23 protein-coding genes are annotated in these 20,444 nt (G+C 27.7%); 20 read left to right on the forward strand and 3 right to left on the reverse strand.

The window, feature by feature from the left end; translation table 11 throughout:
* The first annotated feature begins 179 nt into the window (after nt 1-179).
* From Q0K19_RS12695 to Q0K19_RS12745, 11 genes are all read left to right on the forward strand, one after another.
* Complete coding sequence (locus Q0K19_RS12695) at nt 180-1,415, forward strand: phage capsid protein (RefSeq protein WP_297248516.1); 1,236 nt, start codon at nt 180-182, stop codon at nt 1,413-1,415.
* Nucleotides 1,416-1,845: 430 nt separating this feature from the next.
* The gene (locus tag Q0K19_RS12700; protein WP_297248518.1) at nt 1,846-2,805 is read left to right on the forward strand and encodes a phage capsid protein; all 960 of its coding nucleotides are present in this window, start codon (nt 1,846-1,848) and stop codon (nt 2,803-2,805) included.
* Between the two features lie 213 nt (nt 2,806-3,018).
* Nucleotides 3,019-3,387, forward strand: coding sequence for a phage capsid protein (locus tag Q0K19_RS12705; RefSeq protein ID WP_297248521.1), 369 nt, complete (start codon nt 3,019-3,021; stop codon nt 3,385-3,387).
* 318 nt (nt 3,388-3,705) lie between these two features.
* Complete coding sequence (locus Q0K19_RS12710; RefSeq protein WP_297248523.1) at nt 3,706-4,728, forward strand: phage capsid protein; 1,023 nt, start codon at nt 3,706-3,708, stop codon at nt 4,726-4,728.
* Between the two features lie 68 nt (nt 4,729-4,796).
* Complete coding sequence (locus Q0K19_RS12715; protein WP_297248525.1) at nt 4,797-4,934, forward strand: hypothetical protein; 138 nt, start codon at nt 4,797-4,799, stop codon at nt 4,932-4,934.
* Nucleotides 4,935-5,053: 119 nt separating this feature from the next.
* Nucleotides 5,054-5,215: a hypothetical protein gene (locus Q0K19_RS12720; RefSeq protein ID WP_297248528.1), complete on the forward strand. Its 162-nt coding sequence runs from the start codon at nt 5,054-5,056 to the stop codon at nt 5,213-5,215.
* Nucleotides 5,212-5,682, forward strand: coding sequence for a hypothetical protein (locus Q0K19_RS12725; RefSeq protein ID WP_297248530.1), 471 nt, complete (start codon nt 5,212-5,214; stop codon nt 5,680-5,682). Before Q0K19_RS12720 ends, Q0K19_RS12725 begins: the two co-directional genes overlap by 4 nt.
* Nucleotides 5,679-6,227 carry a hypothetical protein gene (locus Q0K19_RS12730; RefSeq protein ID WP_297248532.1) on the forward strand — a complete coding sequence of 183 codons (549 nt, stop codon included), beginning with the start codon at nt 5,679-5,681 and terminating at the stop codon, nt 6,225-6,227. The genes Q0K19_RS12725 and Q0K19_RS12730 overlap by 4 nt, the downstream gene beginning before the upstream one ends.
* A 170-nt stretch (nt 6,228-6,397) precedes the next feature.
* On the forward strand, nt 6,398-6,937 hold the full coding sequence (locus tag Q0K19_RS12735; RefSeq protein ID WP_297248534.1) for a hypothetical protein: 540 nt from the start codon (nt 6,398-6,400) through the stop codon (nt 6,935-6,937).
* Between the two features lie 84 nt (nt 6,938-7,021).
* Complete coding sequence (locus tag Q0K19_RS12740) at nt 7,022-8,413, forward strand: phage tail protein (RefSeq protein WP_297248536.1); 1,392 nt, start codon at nt 7,022-7,024, stop codon at nt 8,411-8,413.
* Nucleotides 8,414-8,627: 214 nt separating this feature from the next.
* A complete protein-coding gene (locus Q0K19_RS12745; protein WP_297248538.1) occupies nt 8,628-9,008 on the forward strand; it encodes a hypothetical protein in 381 nt (126 codons plus the stop codon).
* Between the two features lie 340 nt (nt 9,009-9,348).
* On the opposite strand, the gene Q0K19_RS12750 is transcribed toward Q0K19_RS12745, so the two are convergent.
* The 3 genes from Q0K19_RS12750 to Q0K19_RS12760 are packed head-to-tail and all read right to left on the reverse strand — an operon-like array spanning nt 9,349 to nt 10,282.
* Entirely contained in the window at nt 9,349-9,564 is a 216-nt protein-coding gene (locus Q0K19_RS12750; RefSeq protein ID WP_297248539.1) for a ribbon-helix-helix domain-containing protein, read from the reverse strand.
* The gene (locus Q0K19_RS12755; protein WP_297248541.1) at nt 9,549-9,749 is read right to left on the reverse strand and encodes a hypothetical protein; all 201 of its coding nucleotides are present in this window, start codon (nt 9,747-9,749) and stop codon (nt 9,549-9,551) included. The genes Q0K19_RS12750 and Q0K19_RS12755 overlap by 16 nt, the downstream gene beginning before the upstream one ends.
* Before the next feature lie 2 nt (nt 9,750-9,751).
* Nucleotides 9,752-10,282 carry a hypothetical protein gene (locus Q0K19_RS12760; protein ID WP_297248543.1) on the reverse strand — a complete coding sequence of 177 codons (531 nt, stop codon included), beginning with the start codon at nt 10,280-10,282 and terminating at the stop codon, nt 9,752-9,754.
* 561 nt (nt 10,283-10,843) lie between these two features.
* Between Q0K19_RS12760 and Q0K19_RS12765 the strand changes: the two genes are divergently transcribed.
* The 9 genes from Q0K19_RS12765 to Q0K19_RS12805 all read left to right on the forward strand — a co-directional run bounded on the left by Q0K19_RS12765 (nt 10,844) and on the right by Q0K19_RS12805 (nt 20,180).
* Entirely contained in the window at nt 10,844-11,464 is a 621-nt protein-coding gene (locus Q0K19_RS12765; protein ID WP_297248545.1) for a hypothetical protein, read from the forward strand.
* A 94-nt stretch (nt 11,465-11,558) separates the two neighbouring features.
* Entirely contained in the window at nt 11,559-14,210 is a 2,652-nt protein-coding gene (locus Q0K19_RS12770; RefSeq protein WP_297248547.1) for a hypothetical protein, read from the forward strand.
* A 181-nt stretch (nt 14,211-14,391) separates the two neighbouring features.
* Nucleotides 14,392-16,944, forward strand: coding sequence for a phage tail protein (locus Q0K19_RS12775; protein WP_297248548.1), 2,553 nt, complete (start codon nt 14,392-14,394; stop codon nt 16,942-16,944).
* Nucleotides 16,945-16,964: 20 nt separating this feature from the next.
* Nucleotides 16,965-17,591, forward strand: a complete 627-nt coding sequence (locus Q0K19_RS12780; protein ID WP_297248550.1) for a phage tail protein — start codon at nt 16,965-16,967, stop codon at nt 17,589-17,591.
* Between the two features lie 149 nt (nt 17,592-17,740).
* The gene (locus Q0K19_RS12785) at nt 17,741-18,331 is read left to right on the forward strand and encodes a glycoside hydrolase family 19 protein (RefSeq protein ID WP_297248552.1); all 591 of its coding nucleotides are present in this window, start codon (nt 17,741-17,743) and stop codon (nt 18,329-18,331) included.
* A 21-nt stretch (nt 18,332-18,352) separates the two neighbouring features.
* Nucleotides 18,353-19,144 (forward strand): hypothetical protein, encoded by a 792-nt coding sequence (locus tag Q0K19_RS12790; protein WP_297248554.1) that lies wholly within the window; start codon nt 18,353-18,355, stop codon nt 19,142-19,144.
* Between the two features lie 222 nt (nt 19,145-19,366).
* Nucleotides 19,367-19,606, forward strand: a complete 240-nt coding sequence (locus tag Q0K19_RS12795) for an endonuclease (protein WP_297248556.1) — start codon at nt 19,367-19,369, stop codon at nt 19,604-19,606.
* A 30-nt stretch (nt 19,607-19,636) separates the two neighbouring features.
* On the forward strand, nt 19,637-19,984 hold the full coding sequence (locus Q0K19_RS12800) for a hypothetical protein (RefSeq protein WP_297248558.1): 348 nt from the start codon (nt 19,637-19,639) through the stop codon (nt 19,982-19,984).
* On the forward strand, nt 19,971-20,180 hold the full coding sequence (locus Q0K19_RS12805; RefSeq protein ID WP_297248560.1) for a hypothetical protein: 210 nt from the start codon (nt 19,971-19,973) through the stop codon (nt 20,178-20,180). The genes Q0K19_RS12800 and Q0K19_RS12805 overlap by 14 nt, the downstream gene beginning before the upstream one ends.
* Nucleotides 20,181-20,444 lie beyond the last annotated feature (264 nt).

A 20,444-nucleotide genomic window follows, 5' to 3' on the forward strand; every position in this document is an offset into this window, starting at 1 on the left:
AATTATGATACACCTATGTTATACTTCAAAAAGATAAGGAATACTTAAATGCAATATGTATGGCACCCATGCATATATTTTATTTTTGTTTAATATCAATGATTCTATTTTTATAAAAAACTTATAATCACTTATATTTTTTATTATTAATATAAAGATTAATTTTAAGGTTTTTATTTATGCAAAATATAGAAAATAAACAGTCTAAAATAGAAAAAATTATTGAAGAATATGATAATAAATTGAAAGATAAAAACAAAGAGATAGAAAAATTAAATGATGAATTAAACAGAGTAGCAACTAATAATTATAATTCAGGCATTCCAAATGTTATGTCGAATAGGGGAGATGAAAGCGATGATTTTTCATTTCCTCATAAATGGGCATTAACTTGTAAGAGAATGGAGAACTCTATTTATCTTGAACCTATACTTCAGTTTTATAGAGGAGTTTTTAATTCTTTTAATTATTTTTTGGAAAGGCCAAAAGAATGTGAAGATAATGAAAAAGTAAATAATGCATACGATTTTTTTATAAGCCAATTTGAAAGAGCAGGCGGACTTAAAAACTTAATAGTTAATGTTTCTTATAATGCTTTAGTTTACGGCTTTTGTTTTTTTACTCCTAAATTAGAAGTCTTGCCTGCTAGGGCTTACGGATTTAAAGGAAGACTTGACGGTTTAAAAGGATTTAAATATTATGATCCTTCTTCAATATACAGATTCAATTTTGATGAAAATGACAGCGATGAAATAAAAAGTATAAGCATTATAAAAAAACATAAAGAAATTTTTAATACTTCTTATGATGAGGCTAGTATTATAGATATAGATTTTGATTTAGCCTTAGCAGGATATGCAAGCTATGGAAGCATTGAAGGCGACATTATAGGAAAGCCATTTTTATACAGTGCATATTCACTTTGGCAGATTTTAGAATCTATGGATAATAGTTTCAACCGCAATTTGAAAAATATAGGAGAGCATAGTTTTAATTTTATAGCGAATACCGAGCTTAATGATTCGAAGCGTAAGGAGGCAGAACGTGAGATAAGGAATTTTATAAATAACGGCGGCGGAATTTTTATTTCCAAGTACGGCAAAATAGAAAAAATAGAAAGTATTGATGCTAATGAATGGTATAATTTTAGAGACAGCATGCTTTCAGCCTTATTCAAAAATAAAGGTGTAGATATTAAAGCACTTGGTCTAAACAAAGGAGCTACTAAATCATTAGCGGAACTTACCCAAGACAATGCACTTCTTATGGCAAGCGATATAGTATCAGGTATAATCAATTATATAAATAATAGTTTTATTAAAAGATATTTTGATTTGAATTTTAAAAGTTTAAGGCTGTCAGGACAATGCGATTATTTCAGGATTACGCATTCTATAATTAATAAATCAGAATGAAAATAAAATTAAATAAAAAATGTTAATAAAAGGCTTAGTATTAATTTACTAGACCTTTTTATTTTGCAAGAACTTATAATCACTTATATTTTTTGCTATAAATATAGAGATAATAAATAATCTCTTATAATATTAAATAAAATAATGATTGGTATTAAACCGCACATATTTTTGGATTTGTATAATAATCAGTATTACCGTGCGGGATGCCAGTACGGGAGTACTTTTTTGATATAGATATAGAGATAATAAATAATCTCTTACAGTATTAAATAAAATAATGATAATTATTAAATCGTACAGAGCTTTGTAAAATAAGTATTACTGTGAGGAATGCCCGTACAGCTAGTACTTTTCACGAACCGTATCTGAAAAATAAAAACTTTTTTGTACGTAAAAAAGTTGATAAAATATTTATATAGGAGCTAGTATGCTAAAGAAAAAATATAAAATTTTAGGAGATAGTTTCAAGCAGTATATACCGCTTTCAAAAAATACTTTTGCTGAAACTAAAACTAATAAAATCACAGAAAAAAATATTGATGAGTTAATTAAATCATTTGAGAAGAGCAGAATAGAAATATTTGTCTATAAGGGACATAAAGAAGATGAAGAAAGAGAGGCTATTGGAAAAGTTGTAAGTTTAGAAAAAGATAATGATGCTGTGGGGCTTTATGCTGTTATAGAATGGTTTGATGACAGCATAACAGAGAAAAAATCTTTTTATCCTTCTATTGAGATGGTTGGAAAAAAATCTTATGAAGATGAAAATTTTATTTACTGGGAAAATTGCGAAATCAAAGCTGTTGCTGCTGTAGAATATCCTGCAAGCCGTAATGTTGATTTGCTTTGTGCTAGTGCAATTATCAGTAATGAAGAAAATATTAATGGAGAGTATATGCAAAAATTAAAAACAGTATTAGAAAAATTAATTAGTGAAGAAAAAGAAATAGAAAAGCAAGCAAGAGATGAGTTTGTTTATTTGTTTAGAAATGATGAAGAGATTCAAAATATTATTATTGATATGATAGTGAAGAAATTAAAAGAAGATAATTCAAAAGTAAATAATGAAGAAAGTAATGCAAATAAACAAAATTTAAATAATTCAGATAACAGCAATAAAGAATTAAATCTTTCAGCTATAACTTACGGAGATTGGTGCAATGAATATGCAGAAAGTCAGAATGCAGTAAGATGTTCTTCAAAATCAGAAAGCTCTACATTTATAAAGGCAAGAAAACTTTTCAAAGCAGGATTAAGCAAAGAAGAAATAATGTCAATAGTAAGAAATGATTTAGTGCCTATTGGAGTAGGAGGAGGAGAGAAAATAAATTTATCAGCATTAAGCGAAGAAAACAAATACAGCGAGATAGCAAAACTATTTAAATAAAAATTAGTAGATAGTTAAATATTTCAATATATAAATATATTAAATCATACAAATGTGCAATAAAAAAGTTAGTCGACCAATTGGCACCCTTACAGTTGGTATAACAATAATAAGCGAGCCGAAGCAGCCAGTAAATTTATTTGCTGGCTTTTAATAGCGTAGGCGACCAAGTAGGCACCTTTACAGGTGGCATAACAATAATAGGAGTCTATAGTGGCACAAGGTTCTATAATAAAAGCTGGTATTCATAGCGATGAAGCTAATTTACCAAAAAGAGGATTTCCTGTATCAATAAAAGATAATAATGGGAAAGGCGTTTTTTCACTTTATAATGAAGGTTCAGTATTTATAGGAGTTGCTTTGGAAGATGCATTCTCTTATAAAGAATTCGGATTAAAGCCAAATACAATATCAGTATGCTATGAAGGAATAGTAAATGCAGTTGTAGCTGAAAGCGTTATAGCTGGTGATATTGTAACAGCATCAGATAAAGGATTCAAAAAATCATTAGACGGACATGGAGTAGGAATAGTTATAAGAGGCGGAAGCAATTATGCAGAGATACTTTTGAAATCTGTATGATGTATATTATATAATAAAATGATTGCATTTTATCAAAATTGTTTTTTGTCTTTTTATTATTTCCGGGGACTAGCCCCGATCCCCCAGTTCTTTTACCGAGTAGGTACCTTTCGGTATTGGTATAAGGCACATCCCGCCTTTGGCGAGAACCAAAAGAACTGCATTTTTTAATATAAACATAACAATAAATAAGTGAGCCGTAGCAGCTAACAATTTATTATTAATAATAAATATAAAAATTATTTTCTTCTGGCAAGTTTACTTGACAGAACCTAAAAGCAAATAATTTTTATTAGCAACAATAGGAGTTAATTTAAAATGAGCATACCTAATTTACAAAATATACAAAATAAACTTTTTCCAATAATCAATAAAGAAATGCCTAGATATATGGGGCAGACTAATTTCGTAAGTAAATATATACCAGAAATTTTTGTCGGTGTTTCTCAAGGAGCTATTGGAGGCGATTTAGATAATACCGCTTTCAATTTAAAAAATATGTATGGCGGTACTTCATTGGGAGATTTAAATATTTTTAATGAGTATCCTAAACATGAGGCAAGAGTTTTTACAATGGAGCCTGAAGAATATTATATTGGAATAGATATTAACAGAATAGAAGAAATCAATGAGCTTTATGCAAGAGATGAGAAAAAAGCAGGAGAAGAAATTTTAAATTATATTGCACAAAAACTTGTTTCAAGACTTGGACTTTTAAGAGAAAGAAATTTAGCAGCAAAAGTTACAGATGCAGAACTTTACGGAAGTACAAATACTGTCGATTTAACTGCTAAACCAATAAGTACTTGGACGGAAGCTGATATTGATAATTTCTTTTCTTCATTTATAGATTTAGCAAAATATTTGAATTATGCTGTAGGCGGAAATTTATTTAATGATAGAATGGAGCTTCAGGATAATGGACAGAAACTTTATATAGTTATACCAATAGATGTATATATAAAACTTCAAGGCTTATTCAGATTATTTTCTAATTATATATCAATGATAGGAAATGATGCTAATGGAAAATATAAAGCATTCAGACCGGATATTTTTAATGCAGTAACAAGCGGAATTACAGTTGTAGGTACTGCTTTCAGAGTTGCTGATGATAAAGAATTAGACAGTGAATATCAAATTAAAAACCTTACTGATATATGGACAGGCGATTATATTTATATGTTCACTACTTCTTCTAACATTATGGACTTAGCTAGTATAAAAGAAGTTGTATACCTAAAAAATGATATGAGATATTTTGATATGTTAGGCAATAACTTATGGAGAACTAGAACTAAAAGACAGACTCTAGCAAGTAATCCGAAACTCTTAAAGTAAAAGTTGCTGAGTTAGAAAAAACTGCCGCAGATACTAAAAAGAAAGCATCATAAATAATGGAGGAATAAATGGGCTTGGACTATTATACACCAACAGTAGATGAGTTTAAAGAAACTTTTAAGGCTTTTGCTTATAGTGATGATCCTCGTTATCAAAATAGTAATGATATTTCTATTGTCAATGTAGACTATTTAAAAAACTATTAGATGGAAAAGCGTTAGAAGTAAAAAGAGTTTTAAATAATAAAGGTTATCCTGAACCTAGTGCTGATGATAATAGTCCAGTCTTTAATATTAAAAAATATATTTTATTTGAAGCGGCAAAAATGTTTACTGCTAATTATGCCGCAAATACAGATTTAATAAATTGGATTAGAGAAGAAGCATTGAGGGCAGAGGAAGCATTTAATAATGATTTATCTTCAATACTTACTTTGCCAAGTGATTATGACAGCGTGCCTCTTTTGGGAGATGTACCTAAACAATGAGTTTAACAGAAGAACAATTTAATAATATAGCTAGGTTTTTATATGCTTTATCAAGGCTTGCTATAGAAATAAAACGAGGCAATTTTTATAAACAGCAATACGAAATATTTTTAGCTAATTGGAAAGATACTGATTTTGAAAATATTTTTAAGACAGGCGGACAAAATATTCAAAATCCAATGAGAGCTAAAAAAAACAATCCTAATCTTTTAGGAATATGGACTGGAGAAACTAGATACGCACTTTTAAGAGGAATGAAAGTTGGAAATAAAATTGATGTTTTTAAAAGGATTTCTAATAAAAAAATACAATATGGATATAAGGCAAAATATAAAAGTAAAGATATAACAAAATATATAAATGTTAATTTAGGAATTAGTAAAGAGTTTTTAGACAGCGAGGCAAAAAGAATTGCTAATGTTATTGAGGATCTATTTGGCGATATAGTTAAGGAATATAGTTTATGAAATATGATGAGGCAATAAAATATTTAATTAATGATTGTATTAATTATTTTGCTGATAAATATGTAGACTTAGAAGGTAATACTGTTCAAGGTTTAAATAAATTAAATGAAAAACTTGTGAATTATGATTATTTACAAATGCCTAGTTATATATTAGGTAAATATGAGAATATGACAACCTCATTCTTATTTGTTGGAATAGCAGGTGTAAATAGTTCAGGAGGCGGATATATTGGCGATCCTCTAGGGTATCAAGATTCTGTCAATATGGTAATTAGAGTTTATAAACAAGTCAAGCCGCCTGATATTTTTGTAACTTATAATGTATTGCCTCTAGCAGTTGAACAAGTTGCTAGAGAATGGTTTGCTAATATCAATGAAAATGGTATATTGTTAGGAGTTCTCCCTCAATTTTCAAGAAGCGAACCGCAATTAGATAGTCAAGGAAATAGTGCTAATAATTTTTCAGCTGTTCAAGGACTTTATTTTGAAATAACTATGAGTTTTAATATTTTTACAAACAGTGAAGAATTAAATAATAATTAATAGTGAGCCGAAGCCTCCGAGTAATGAAATTGCTCGGAACTTTAAGGCGGAGGCGAACATAACAATAAAAAAAGCATAACAATAAAAATAAGCGAGTGCGAGCCAGCGAATAAGTTTACTTGTTCGCTTCTTATAGGCGAGCAGGAGCATAACAATAAAAGGAGGAAAATATGGCAAATGCTAATAATTTTTATAGTAAGTTTTGTGATACTAGAGAAACATCTAATGTTGTAGATTATGACAAAGCTAGAGGACAATTATATAAACTTACAATTAATACTACACCGCCTGAGGCAAAAGTATTATTAGATGGTATCAATCAAAAAATAGGATATTATAAAGAAGGTTCTCAAGTTGCTTATGAGGTATCTTTAGCAGGTTATGTAACACAAAAAGGAACTGTAGATATTCAAGCAAGCGAAAACACAAAAGATATAACTTTAGAGAAACCGCCTACAGAACTTTCTATAAATCCCCCTGAAACTTCTATAAGTTTACAGCAAAGTAATACAAAAGAAATAACTGTACAAACTAATGCTTCAGATTTCGCAGTAGAATCTAAGCAAACTAATTTTGCTGCTGTTCAAAAAGAGCCTGGTAAGTTTATTATTTCTGCTGTTGCTGAAGGTACCGCCACTATAGAAGTAACTTCCGCAGCTGATGGATATAAAGAAACTAAAATAACTTTAACAGTAAATGTTACAGCATAATAAAAAGTGAGCCGTAGCAGATGACAACTTTAGTTGGCATCTAATTTCAGCAAAGGCGAACATAAAAATAATGGAGGTTTTATAATGAGTATAAATGATCTTATTGGAAATAGAATGAATCCTACAGAAGGTTTAAATGTTTTCACTGGCTCAAGCTATAGAGTTGCTATTGCTAAAACTCAAACTCAAAATGAAGAAGTTAATTTCAGCGATAACTTAGATAAGCAAGGTAAATATATAGTTTATCCTACAAATGTTGGTATTGCTCCAACTGTAGAACAATTAACTGCTGATTATGTAGGAGCACCGACAACAGATACTTATCCTGGAGCTATTACTTATGCCGGAGATTTTGGAGTAGGAGGATTTCCTAACTCTATAGCTTATTATATGAGTATGATTTGGGCTGATGTTCAAACTAAAAATATAACAAGTCCTATTATGGTTATAAGCGGATTAAATACTTTTGCTTTGAAGTTTACTGTTGAAGCTGTAGATTATAAAGTAACTAGACTTGAAATACTTACTGAGAAAGATACAGGGGACGGTTATAACAGCAGATTTATTGATATAACTGACGGTATGACTAATAGTCAATTAATACAGGCTATAAATAATTTTGATGATTTTTCTGCTAGGCTACAAATTGGAAGTTTAGACAGTGAAGTAGATTTTTCTCAATTCTTAAAAGATAATAAATTAAATGATGAATTAGTGTTTGCTTACAAAAGAATAGCATTTTTAGAAAGCGGTTTATTAACTGATGAAGAAAAGAAACAATATCCTGCCTTTTTAAGCAGTATTATGCCTCGTCAGGGTGAACCTCAATATTTTAATGCTTTAGTTAGTCAAACACAAAGTAAAATGTCTACTTCTCAATATATAGGCTGTCAATTTAAAAGTATCAATTTTAATTTTGCTAATAAAGCATTAACAGCTATAAGTTCTAGTTTATGGGTAACATTTGAGAAAACTTTTAATGAAGCTCCAAAAATAGAGGCAGAAAGAACTGAAAACAGAGATGTTGTAATGGCTCAAACTAATAAATACCCTACAAAAATGTTTATTAGCGGACTTGAGGCAATGAGCGTTTCAGATGCCACAATAGCATTTGAATGGACAAAAGATGATATTTATAATATATCTGTAATTCGTTACAATACTCCGAATGGTAAATATACTCTTACAATCGGCGGCAATGCTATGTTTAATAAACAGTCCGAAGAACTATTTTATAATTGGCTTTTAAATGGACAAAGGCTTTCAATGGTTCTTGAAACAAATATGAAATGGAAAAATAAATATTATCCTCTAATCTTTGTTTGTACTGATGTAAACGGACAGCCTTCCAAACCGGCTATTGCCGCAACAGGTAATTTACAAGTAGCTTTGAATGGTTTTCAAGGTTTGGAACAAAGCGAAGATTTTAACAGCAACTATTGTTTTGCGTTCACGGATAGAGAAAGTTTATTTTAATCTTTTTCATGATTATCTCCTAATAATATTTTTTAGCCGCTGCATATTTTCGCAGCAGTTTTTTTAATTTTTTTTCAAATATTATACAAATGTATAAGAAATATTTTTTTAATATGTTAAAATATAGTAATAATTAATAAAGGAGGAGTGAGCCGAAGCCTCCGAGTAATGAAATTGCTCGGAGCTTATAGGCTTTTTCGAGCATAACAATAATATGAAAAGAAATGAAATGACACTAAAAGAATTTTGTATGCGTTACCCTATCAAAGAAGTTGTTCTAAAGCCTGAAAATCCGGAAGACGAACAAAGTAAATTAATAGAAAGCGAGGTTTACAGTAGGTCTTTAATTTATAAAAGATTTGGAGAAAATGCTAAAATTAGTTTTAATGAATTGTCAATCAAAGAAGAATCGGAATATCTGCTTCAAGTAGAATTAAAACAAAAAAACAATAATATTTTTGCTATGCTTGATGTAGAAATAGATGGACAAAAATGTTATGGAGAAAATGATATACTTTCAGATTTAACTAAAAAAGAGTATGTAGAATTAGCAAGTTCTTTAAGAAATTTCAAAGAAGGTTTAATCATTATGTAACGAGTTTTGAAGAGGCAGAGCTTAATTCTATTACAGAATATCAATATAAAAACTTTGTTATAGACAAAACTACTTTTATTTATTATGATAGAGGTATTTTAAGTTTATATACAGGTTTTATATATTGGTATGATGTAGTAAAAGAGGCTTGGCTTCAATTTTTAAGCGGAAGATTTGTACCTACAAAGTTTGATAATGATGATTATAAAAGACAAGCATTAAACTATTGTATTTATAGATTTAAAGGCTTATTAAAAGAGGATATTTACAATATATCAAAAAATATGACAAAGAATTAAAAAGCCGACATCATTTTTTTAATGACATCGGCTTGTAGTTTTTATTTTGTGCTTTCTATCTTTTCTAGTATTATTTTTTGTACATATTTATTAACTGTAAGATTATTTTCACTTGATATTTTTTCTAGTAAATCATAATCATCATCTAATATTCTAAAATAAATAACTTTGCCTTTTCTTTTCGCTTTAACTTCTTTTTTCTTTCTACCAGCACCTACTCTAGCACCGCCGTGAGTGTTTTTTACTTCATTATCCATTTTTTGACATCCATACAATTAAAGCTATTGAAGTAATGATTTGACTTGTAGAAAGAATTATAACTGCCGCAATTAAAGTCTTTAATAAAAAATCTTTTATTTTTATAAGTAAATCCTTTTATTTCAATAAAAGAATTTACTTTTGATTCTATAAGAGATTTTATGCAATCAAAATTTATATCCATAATTAAGCTGCTTCCTTTTCATATATGTTTTTTAGATATATTTTTTTATTTCTAATCAAAAGTAAGAAAATCATTAGAACCTTATCTGTAGAATCTTGTATCACTTTTGAACAATCTTCATATTTGTTATCAATATTAATTTGCTTATTATTGATAAGTTCTTCAAATGGTTCTACTTGCTCCAATATAGATATTAAAGATTTTTGTTTTACAGGTAATATAAGTTCATCATAAAGATCCCAATACTCTCTATTTGAACATCTTCCTGCTAATAATAAAGATTTATTCTCTTTTACATATCTATAAAACTGCTCTAAAGCCAAAATACAAGATTCTTCAAATAAATAATCTATAGTTTCTTGATCTAATTTTGAAGAACTACTCATACATATTATACCACTATCTAAGCATAATGCTCTATACAAGCCATCAGTACCTTTACCTACTAATAAATGTAGATTAGGCAAACCATTCATTTTTGCTCTTGCTTCTATAGCTTGTTCATAATTTATGCCATATAATTCTTTGCTCATAAATATTCCTCCAAAACATACTAACTTTTGCCAGTATGTCAAATTACTCCTTAAAAACATTATAGACTAGCCACTAAACTTAATTAGAGCTAATCACTTCATTAAAAAATAATAAAAAAATGGGTTAGAGCATGAAACTCTTTATTGACATAATCATATTAAACTCCTTAAAATAAATATTTTATATAAAAAATCGGTTATCGCAGCCTTAAATCTTAATAACCGAATTTCTACCCACCTTTATAACTTTGTATGTGTATTATAATAAACTTTTCAGATAACTATAATATAAAACATATATAACTAAAAATCAACAAAAAAATGAACAATATATGTAAAAAATATGCAACTATACTTCACACTTTCAGGTAAAAAAGTAACAAATGCCTCATATAAGCGGTTTAAAAAACAAAAAAAGTATAAACTGTATATTTAAACACTTTTTAAAAACGTATTATATGTTAGAATTTTTTAACAAAAATATTTATTTAACTTGTAATAGCAAAAGAAATTATATAAACTATATAATATTACTTTTTTATTTGTTATAAGGAATATTATATGGAAAATACTGGAGAATTAAGTTTAGAAGAGCAAATCAGCAACATAAAGAAAGAATTGTTAGAATTGCCTCAAAAAAAGCAGTGGTATCATTTTATTTTTAATTCTAATTTAGAAAACAAAAAGTTAGAATTAGAAGGCAAATTAAAAGAATTACAAGAAAAAAAGAATTCGGTTTATAGTCAAGGATACAATATTAATAAAGAAGCTAAATTAAATAATAAAATAACAATAAATAATAATGGTATTGATATATTAATTCAAGATTTATTTTTAACTAATAATAATTTATTAACTATATCAACTTACTATAATCAAACTTTTTTATTTTTCATTCTTGAAGAAAGTAATAGTAAGATTCAAATAGGAATAAAAGATGAGGCTATAAAACAAGATTTTATAAAATTAAATAATACAAAACTATATTTTAGTCATAATTTAAATAATCATAATTTTTATACAAATATTATTAGTAATAATAAAATACGACAAATATTTAATGGAAAAAATGAAATATTAATTAATAAAGACAAAAGAATAGTAGAATTAAATATATTAAAAGATTTAAAAAATATTAATTTTATTATAAATAATAATATTTATAATAAATATTTAAAATAATTGGAATTTTTTTCAAATATTATACATTTGTATAAGAAATATTTATATAATTATATTATAATCTCCTTATATAAAAAAATAGGGAGGTTTATTAATGGCAACTTCTACAAATCAAATAGATTTTATATTAAACGCTAATACTAAAGATTTTGAAGCTAATATTAGCAATTCAGTTAAAGCAGTAGAAAATCTTTCAAATAATAATGATACGCTTTCTGAAAGTCTTGAAGATGTTTCAAAGTTTATGAAAGAGGCAGCTAAAGTAAATACTGATTTAACAAAAGCTATTAAAGATTTATCAAAAGCATTTGACAGCAGTGTAGACTCTACAAATAAAGAAGCGAATGCTTTAGATGATGTTTCAAAAGAGGCAAAAGATGCCGCAAAAGAAATTAAAAAAGTTTCTGATGCCGCGAAAGATATTGAAAAAAATTCAAAAGCAGGAAACCTAGCACTTGAGGCAATAAAAGATAATCTCGGGGCTATTCCTGTTGTTGGTCCTACAGCAACAAGGGCACTAGACGGACTTGAGGGCAGTTTCTCAAAATTAGTTTTGGCAGGTGCCGGAGTAGGAGCTATTGCAGGAGGTGTTGCTGCCATAGGCGGTGCGGCAGTATTGGCTTATAAAAATAGTGAAAAATTACAAAAATCTTTTTCTAAAATTGGCGATGAATTAGGGACTTTAGCTACTAAATCAGATACATTTAAATCAATAGGTGATGCTATTTCAATAGTAACAGATGGTATAGCTAGTGTAATAGAAAATATGAATGTTCTTAATGGATCTACATTAAAAAAAACGAAAGAAGAATTAGCTGAAATATTAAAATATAACGATGAAATAAATGAGATACAAAAAGAACAATTACAAATTGCTGATTTATTAGGAAAATCTGAAGAAGAAAAGACAGCAATAATACAACAAAATTATCAAGATAGGGTTACTGCTGGAGTAAAAGCAGTAAATGATTTAGTAAAAAAAACTGATGAAGCTGGAGAAAGATATAATAATGCTTGGAAAAAAATGGAAAATGCTGGTTTTTCTAGTATAGAAAGTTTGGAAGAAGGAATAAAAAAATTAAGCGAAGAAGCTAAAAATTCTTCAGTTACATTTGGTTATGCTTATGGGGCTTCACAGCAAGGACAAGATGTATATAGCAGATTAAATAATTTAAAGAATATATTAAAAGAACTGATTAATGCTCAAAAAGAATATAACGAAGCTTGGAAAGCTTATAATGATAATCAAACAAATATTCAAGAAGCAAGTGATAACTATAAAGAAATGCAAAAGGGAGCAAAAGGCACTGTTGATGAACTAGAACAATTAAAAAAGAAATTAAATGAGGCTGTCCAAGTTCAGCAAATTATGGATGATACTGTTATAAATACTAAAGAAGCCGAAGAAAAGAAAAATAGAGATTTACAAGAACAGTTAGGATATTTAAACAGAATTTATGTATTAGAAGAACAAAGAGGCATACCTAATCAAAAAACTTTAGATAAAATTACCGCAATTAAAGAGGCTTTAAATAGTGAAGTTACTGATGTTGAAAGACTTAAAAAATCTTATGAGGATTTAGTAAAAGTTCAAGATATAAGCGATGATTTAGTTGATAGCGGAGATAATCAAGAAGTAAGACAAAAACAAATAAACGATATTACAGAACAAATTGCTGTATTAGAAGATTTATATATAGCACAAGTTAAAGCAGGAGAACCAGCTGAAGAAACTTTAAAAACTATTAAAAAATTAAAAACAGAATTAGAAAAATTAAATGATCCTTTAGATGAATTAAAAGCGGCTGCCTCACAGATTATGAGTTCTATTCAATCCGCTTACAACTCAATAGGCTCTGCCGTGATGAATATAAAAAGTATGGACTTGATAGATACTTCAAAGTTTGATGAGCAGATAGAACACATACAAAATAAACTTGATGAGTTTGATGAGGCACAAAAAGAAAAAGAAGAAGAAAAGCAAGAACTAGACGATGAGGCATATCAAAATTATTTAGCTAGACTCGACGAAGAATATCAAAAGGCAGTTGAGGCAAATGACTTGATGAGTCAAGAGGCTATAAGAATAAAAAAAGAAGAAGTAGAAAAGAAAAGAGAGCAAGAGAAAAAAGAGCTTGAAGAAGAAAAGAAAATAAATAAACAGCGTGAAGATTTAGAAAAGCAATTAGCAGAGGCACAATACAATAAAGATTACGCAGAATGGCAAAACCAAGTAAAACTAGCAGAACTTCAAAAGAATAAAGCTATAGCCGATGCCGTAGTTCTTCCTGCTTTGGCAACTGCTCAAGCTGCTTTAGGTTTAGCAACTTCATTCGCTCAAGGCGGACCGGTTGGGTTTGCCGCAGGTGTTGCTTTAAGTGCCACTGCTATAGGTTCAGCCATTGGAGCTGCCGCAGGTGTTGTGTCTGCTGCTGCTGCTTTGGATTCAGCAAAAGGCAATCCTCCTGAAATGCCTAAGTTTGAGTTTGGAACTACAGGCTATACTTTAGGCTATGAAGAAACAGCTTTAGTCGGTGAACGCGGTCCGGAATTGGTAAAAAATATGGGCGGTATTTTACAAGTACAGTCTGCCGCACAAACAGAGGCAATGGGAAATAGAGGCGGTGAAAGAATAGGAATGTATATTGAAAATCTTGTTTTTAATGTCGCTCAAAGACTTACAGCTGAAGAAATATACGAAGTTATGACAACATTTAAAGCTAGAAATCTAAGATTTAGAAGATAAGTTGTTTTTTTATTTACCTCTTTATATTTTAAAAACCTTACAGGAATTAATATTCTTGTAAGGGTTTTTTATAACTTTTTTTTTAATTTTTTTTTAAATTTTTTTCAAATATTATACAAATGTATAAGAAATATTTTTTTAATACTTTATAATATAGTATATATAATATAAGGATATATTAATGCCGTTAAACGAAAATAATATACAAGCTCCTTTTCAATATAAAATCGGAGAAAATACTTTTGAATTATTAGAAAGAAACGGAGAATTAGAACTCAATACTAACAATGTACAAGTAAAAGTTTTTTCTGGACAGAGGCTTTTTTGTGCTGATATAGGCTATGCTGTTGATGGTCCATTAGAAAATATGGAGTTCTTAATTGATGACATTAAAGTATATCCGCAGCTATTAGAAAACCTGAAAGATTTACAAACTGTAGATGTTAAAGATAATGAAATCTATTTAGTAAATAATGATATTAATTTTAAGAGCATAATTTTCTTTCCTCCAAGTGATTTAAATAAAACTTTTAAGTTCACAATTACAACATATAGCACTACTTTTTCAGCATTTATGTTTGATGAGATAGCTAAAAAATTAAATACTCTTGATACAAATTATCCAGTAAAAAATTATTATGAGAATACAGATTATAAAGTTAATGACATTATAAAAAATAACGGTTATCTTTATAGAGTTTTCAAAGATTTTACAAGTGATGATACAGATTATTATTTAAAATCAAACTGTAATTTAATAACACCTTTCAAAAAATTAGAATTAGATACTGATTATAAAGCTAATGAATTAATAGAATATGAAAATAATTTTTTTATAGTTCAGCAAGATTTTTCATATAATCAAGCAAGCGGTCCATTAACTAATTTAAATGGATTATTAAAGCCATTACAGGATATAATTGTTTGGTTTGATGGTATAAATAAAATATATAAAAATCAAATAATTATAAAAGATAATATTTCTTACATAGTTCTTGAAGATATAGAAAATCCTGTTTGGGGTAATATACAAAAAAAGATAGATTATTTAAATAAAGCCTCAAATACTTTTTATGATGATACTAATTCAGGTTTTGGAAATAATACAAACACAGTTCAAAAAGCAATAGAGAAATTAAAATCAGGCAAGCAGGATAGTTTAACAGCCGGAAATAATATTAATTTAAATGGCAGTAATATAAGTGTAATAGGCGGTACTAATAAAGAATACGTTACAGGTAATAATTATTATATAGATGATTTAATAATATATGACAGCAAATTATATAAAGTTAATGAAAACTTCACTGCCACAGATTGGAGTACTGACAGAGCTAAACTTACTTTAATAAGTTCCGGAGGTGGCGGAGCAACTGCGGCAATAGATGTTAGTTATGATAATAGTAAAACTAATTTAGAATACATTTCAGGCTATGATTTTCCAAAGTTTAAAACTCCTATACCTGATACTATTAATTTAGTTTTATATACAGGAATTGGAACTATAGTTAAACAGGAAGATCAAAGCTATAGATTACAATCTAATTTAAACAATATACCATCTATGTTTGATTTGATAGTTATACCAATAGTTTCTATTGAAAATGAAACAAAACAATTGGGAATATTAAATATTTTATTACAATTCTTTGATAATATTAGTTTTACACAAGACACAGATTTTTCTAAGGGTAATTTTACTAATTTGGAATTAGATGAATGTTCTATTTCTGAAATAGAAAGTTCTTTTAAATTTGCTTTAGTTGATATATCATCTACAATATACCTTCTTATAAAAAGACAAGATGATATTGCTATTCCTCAATCAAATTATACTGTAAATCTTAATATAAAAAATAGAGTTTTAAGAAATCAAGATATTAATATTTTTGGTTTCAATTATAATTTTTCTTCTTTATACAATTTAACATTAATAAACAATAATGCTAATGTAAAATTAACAGGATCTTTTACAGCATTAGGTTCTGGAACAGACGGACTATATTTCTACAATACTATAATAGAAAATTATTTTAATTTAATTGATGATTTATCAAATCTTAAAGCTACAGATGGAATAACTTCAAGCAGCGGCAAGGCAGTTAAATTTGGTATAACCAAAATAGTAAGTTCTGAAGACAAAGTATATATGTTTTTATTAGCACATCAAGATGATACTGATGTAGAGGCAGGAGAAATATTTACATTTAATTTAACGCCTGATAAAAACTCTACTCTTGATCCTGTTTATTCTTCAGCTGATAATATTCAGAAAGCTATAGAATCAATTGTATTAAATAAAATAATGCCAATAGGATCAACATACATACAATTTGCTGAAGATGATGGAACTTTTGATGCAAGCAAATCTCCAGAAAAACTTTTTGGAGGTACTTGGCAATTAAAATATAACACAGAAAGTGTGTTTTTTAGAACAGAAGGTTCATTATCGGAAGAAGGTCGTTCCAATGGCATTCAAGGTGATGCTATTAGAAATATTACAGGAAACTTTGATTCATATCATAATAATAATGGAAATCATAATAATTGGAAAAATAGTTCTTTTTCTTTTTCTTATTTTACTTCTCCTCCTTCTGGATTTAATCCTCCAGGTGCAGATAATGGAATATTAGCTCATATAAATATAAATTTTAATGCTTCTAAAGTAGTTACAACTGCATCTGAAAATAGAACTAAAAATAGGAAAATTAGAATATATAAAAGAATAGCTTAATTTTTATAGGAGTATTATATATGAATATAGTAATTTTTAACAATAATAAGGTAAAAGAGATTATTTCTACTGATGAAAATATTGAAATAGCACTAAAAAAGCTAAAAAATCAAGGTTTTATTGATGATAATGATGAATATAAGGCCTTTGATAATGTTCAAAATATGGGAGTAAAAGACATTCGAGCTATTAAGAATGATGGTTCTGTAATGAGTATAGAAGAACAAATTGAAAATAAAATATTAGTTTTAGAAAAAGATGAAGAAATAAGAAACGGACAAATATATAAACTTGATAAAAACATACAAGAGGATTTAATTAAATTAATAGAATTAGGCATTGAAGAATTAGAATCTACTCAAAAAATAGAAATATCTGAAGATGGTACAAAATATATAACTTCAAAAACTTATGAAGAATTATTCAAAGAAAATCTAATAACAGCAGAAGAATATAATAATTATATTATCAATATTAGGCAAGGTCAGTATCAAAGTAATTTAGATGGAGAAAGGGCTGAATTATTAGAAAGTGTATTATCTAGTTTAGCAAGTCAAAATTTTTTAACAGAAGAACAAAAATCACAGCTTGAAAGTTTGAAAGTTAAAAGACAAGAAATTAAAACACAATATCCAAAACAAAGTTAAGGAGGAAGTGAGCCGAAGCATATTACAACTTTAGTTGGCATATAATGTTAGCGGAGGTGAGCATAGCAATAAAGGAGGAAAGCGAAAACGAGCCAGCTAGTAACTTCAGTTGCTAGCTATTTATAGGCGAGTTTGAGCATAGCAATAATATGATAACAAAAGAACAATTAGAGAAAATAGGAATCGATGAGGAATGGTTAGGGACTATAAATAATGCTTTTATAAAATATTGTATTACTGACATTAATGAACAAGCAATGTTCTTAGCACAAACCACACATGAAAGCAATGATTATAAAAGGCTTGAAGAAAGTTTTAATTACAGTCCTAAAAGACTTTTTGAAGTTTTTAGAAAAAGGGTTGGTACTTTAGAGAATGCTAAAAAATTATGTAATGAAGGAGCTAAGGCTATAGCTGATTTTGTTTACGGCGGAAGATTAGGAAATGCTAAAGATGAAGGCTATAAATACAGAGGCAGAGGAATAATACAGCTTACAGGAAAAAATAATTATGAATATTACGGAGAAAAATTAAATATTGATTTAGTGAATAATCCTCACTTAGCTAAAGAACCTGATACGGCAATAGAAATAGCTTTGCTTTTTTGGAAAGAAAAGGAATGCGGAATGTCTGCCAAAATGGGAGATGTGAAAACTGTAACTAAATTAATCAATGGCGGTTACAATGGGCTTGATGACAGGCAGAAAAGATTTGATAGTATTCTTAAAATATTGAATTAAGATACGGAGCATAACAATAATATGAGCGACTTTGCGGTAATATTTATTTGTATTTCTTCTATAGTGATAGCATATTTTGTTTTTAATATAATTAAAAGCGGAAGAACTGCTAATATGAAAGCTAATGTTAAAGATGGTACTATAGAGTTTGGAAGCAGCAGCAAAGATGAAAATACAAAACAGGAAAATTATATAAAAAATGCTTTTGATGTTCCTAAAGAAATAAAAACATTAGAAAATAAAAATAATAGTGAAATATTAAATCATTACAGCAATGATGATTTTAAATATGATGATAAAATTACTTCGCTTACAGTCTATAAAGAATATAGTAATATTATCAGTCAAAGTACTTTGGAAGTACAAAGTAGAATAATAAGCTATATAGCAAGAAATCATATTTTAAATAAAAATAAAATAGAGTTTGAAAATTATATAAAGCAGAAAAGAATAGAGATTATAGATATATATAATGTGTCTCTATTTAATAGCAATATAGAGACTATAAAAAAACTTCAATTAGAAAATATTTGTAATTTTTATTATATGATTATACTTGATAGTATTAAGGATATTTACAAGTCCATTTATGATAATCATAAAGTACAGGCTATTAAGAGAAAAGAGTTTTTAAAGAACTTAAAAAATATTAAATCTCAAGATAGATTAAAAAGTTATGATGTTTTTATACGTAATAATTTTACAGAAACAGCTATAAAAGATAGTGAAATAGTCTTAGAAAACTTAAAATATTTACAGAAGTTTTTACTAGGAATATTTCATGATAACTTAAAATACAATGGAGCTAAATAAAAAACTTGAATGCCTGATGAATTTATTCATCAGGAGTTTGTAATGAAAGTTTTTTATTTTAACAATAATAAAATATTTCATGATAACTTAAAATACAATGGAGCTAAATAAAAAACTTGAATGCCTGATGAATTTATTCATCAGGAGTTTGTAATGAAAGTTTTTTATTTTAACAATAATAAAATATTTCATGATAACTTAAAATACAATGGAGCTAAATAAATGAGTTTTATAGACAAACATAATGCTAATAAAAAACTTTCTATATATACCAGCATAATAAGTTTTTTACTTGGATGTATTTGGGTATTTGTTAATCTGATTTATAGAGGAAGAATAATAACTAAAGAGGAAGCTATTGCTGTTGTTATAATTTTGCTTGGGCTTAATGCGGTAAGTTTTGGAAGCGATTTGAGAGGTTTTTTGAAAATACTTAAAAGTGATAAAGATAATAGTAAATAAGATATTAAATAAATGTTTAAGGAAGTTATCATGTTTATAACTGTATTGATTAATATATTAAAATCAAAGTATTTTTATATTGCTTTGATATTAATAGCTTTAATTGTATATGTATCTTCTTTGAATATTAAATTAAATATAAAAAACAAAGAGATAAATGAATTAAACAATGAAATATATAAACTAGAGTATTCTAATAAATTGTTAAGTAAGGATAATGATTTTAAGAAAAAGCAGATTAATATATCAGAAACTTTTTCAAAAAGCGATGAATATATAGGTATTATAGAAGATAAAAAACTAAGTGATGATAATATTAAAGCATTAAATAGTATTATCAGTAATTATTATAGAAGCTTTGAGTATGAAAGAAATTAGATTTTTATTATTATTAATATTTTTGGTAAGCTGTTCCAGCGTAAAATATGTAACCATTCCTATGTCAAATCCTCCTGATATATATAAGCCCAATATTATAAAAACTGAAAAAGATTTTTTATATGAATATAAACGCTCCCTAATTAAAATAAGCGAATGGCAGAATTGGTATAATATACAGACTAATAAATATTAATTAAAAAAATAATTTTTAATTACTGCCTGCGGTAAAATACTCTGAAAAACAGCTGAAGCTTTCTTCGTCAAGTTTATCGCTTTAAAATATATTTTATCAGCAGCAATAATAATAAAATATTTTATTTTTCATATTGACTGCAGTTTAATACTATGCTATCATATAATATATGAAATTTATATCAGACATCAGACATCAGACATCAGACATCAGACATCAGACATCAGACATCAGACATCAGACATCAGACATCAGACATCAGAC

This window comes from uncultured Brachyspira sp. (genome assembly GCF_944393015.1).
Classification (GTDB): Bacteria; Spirochaetota; Brachyspiria; order Brachyspirales; family Brachyspiraceae; genus Brachyspira.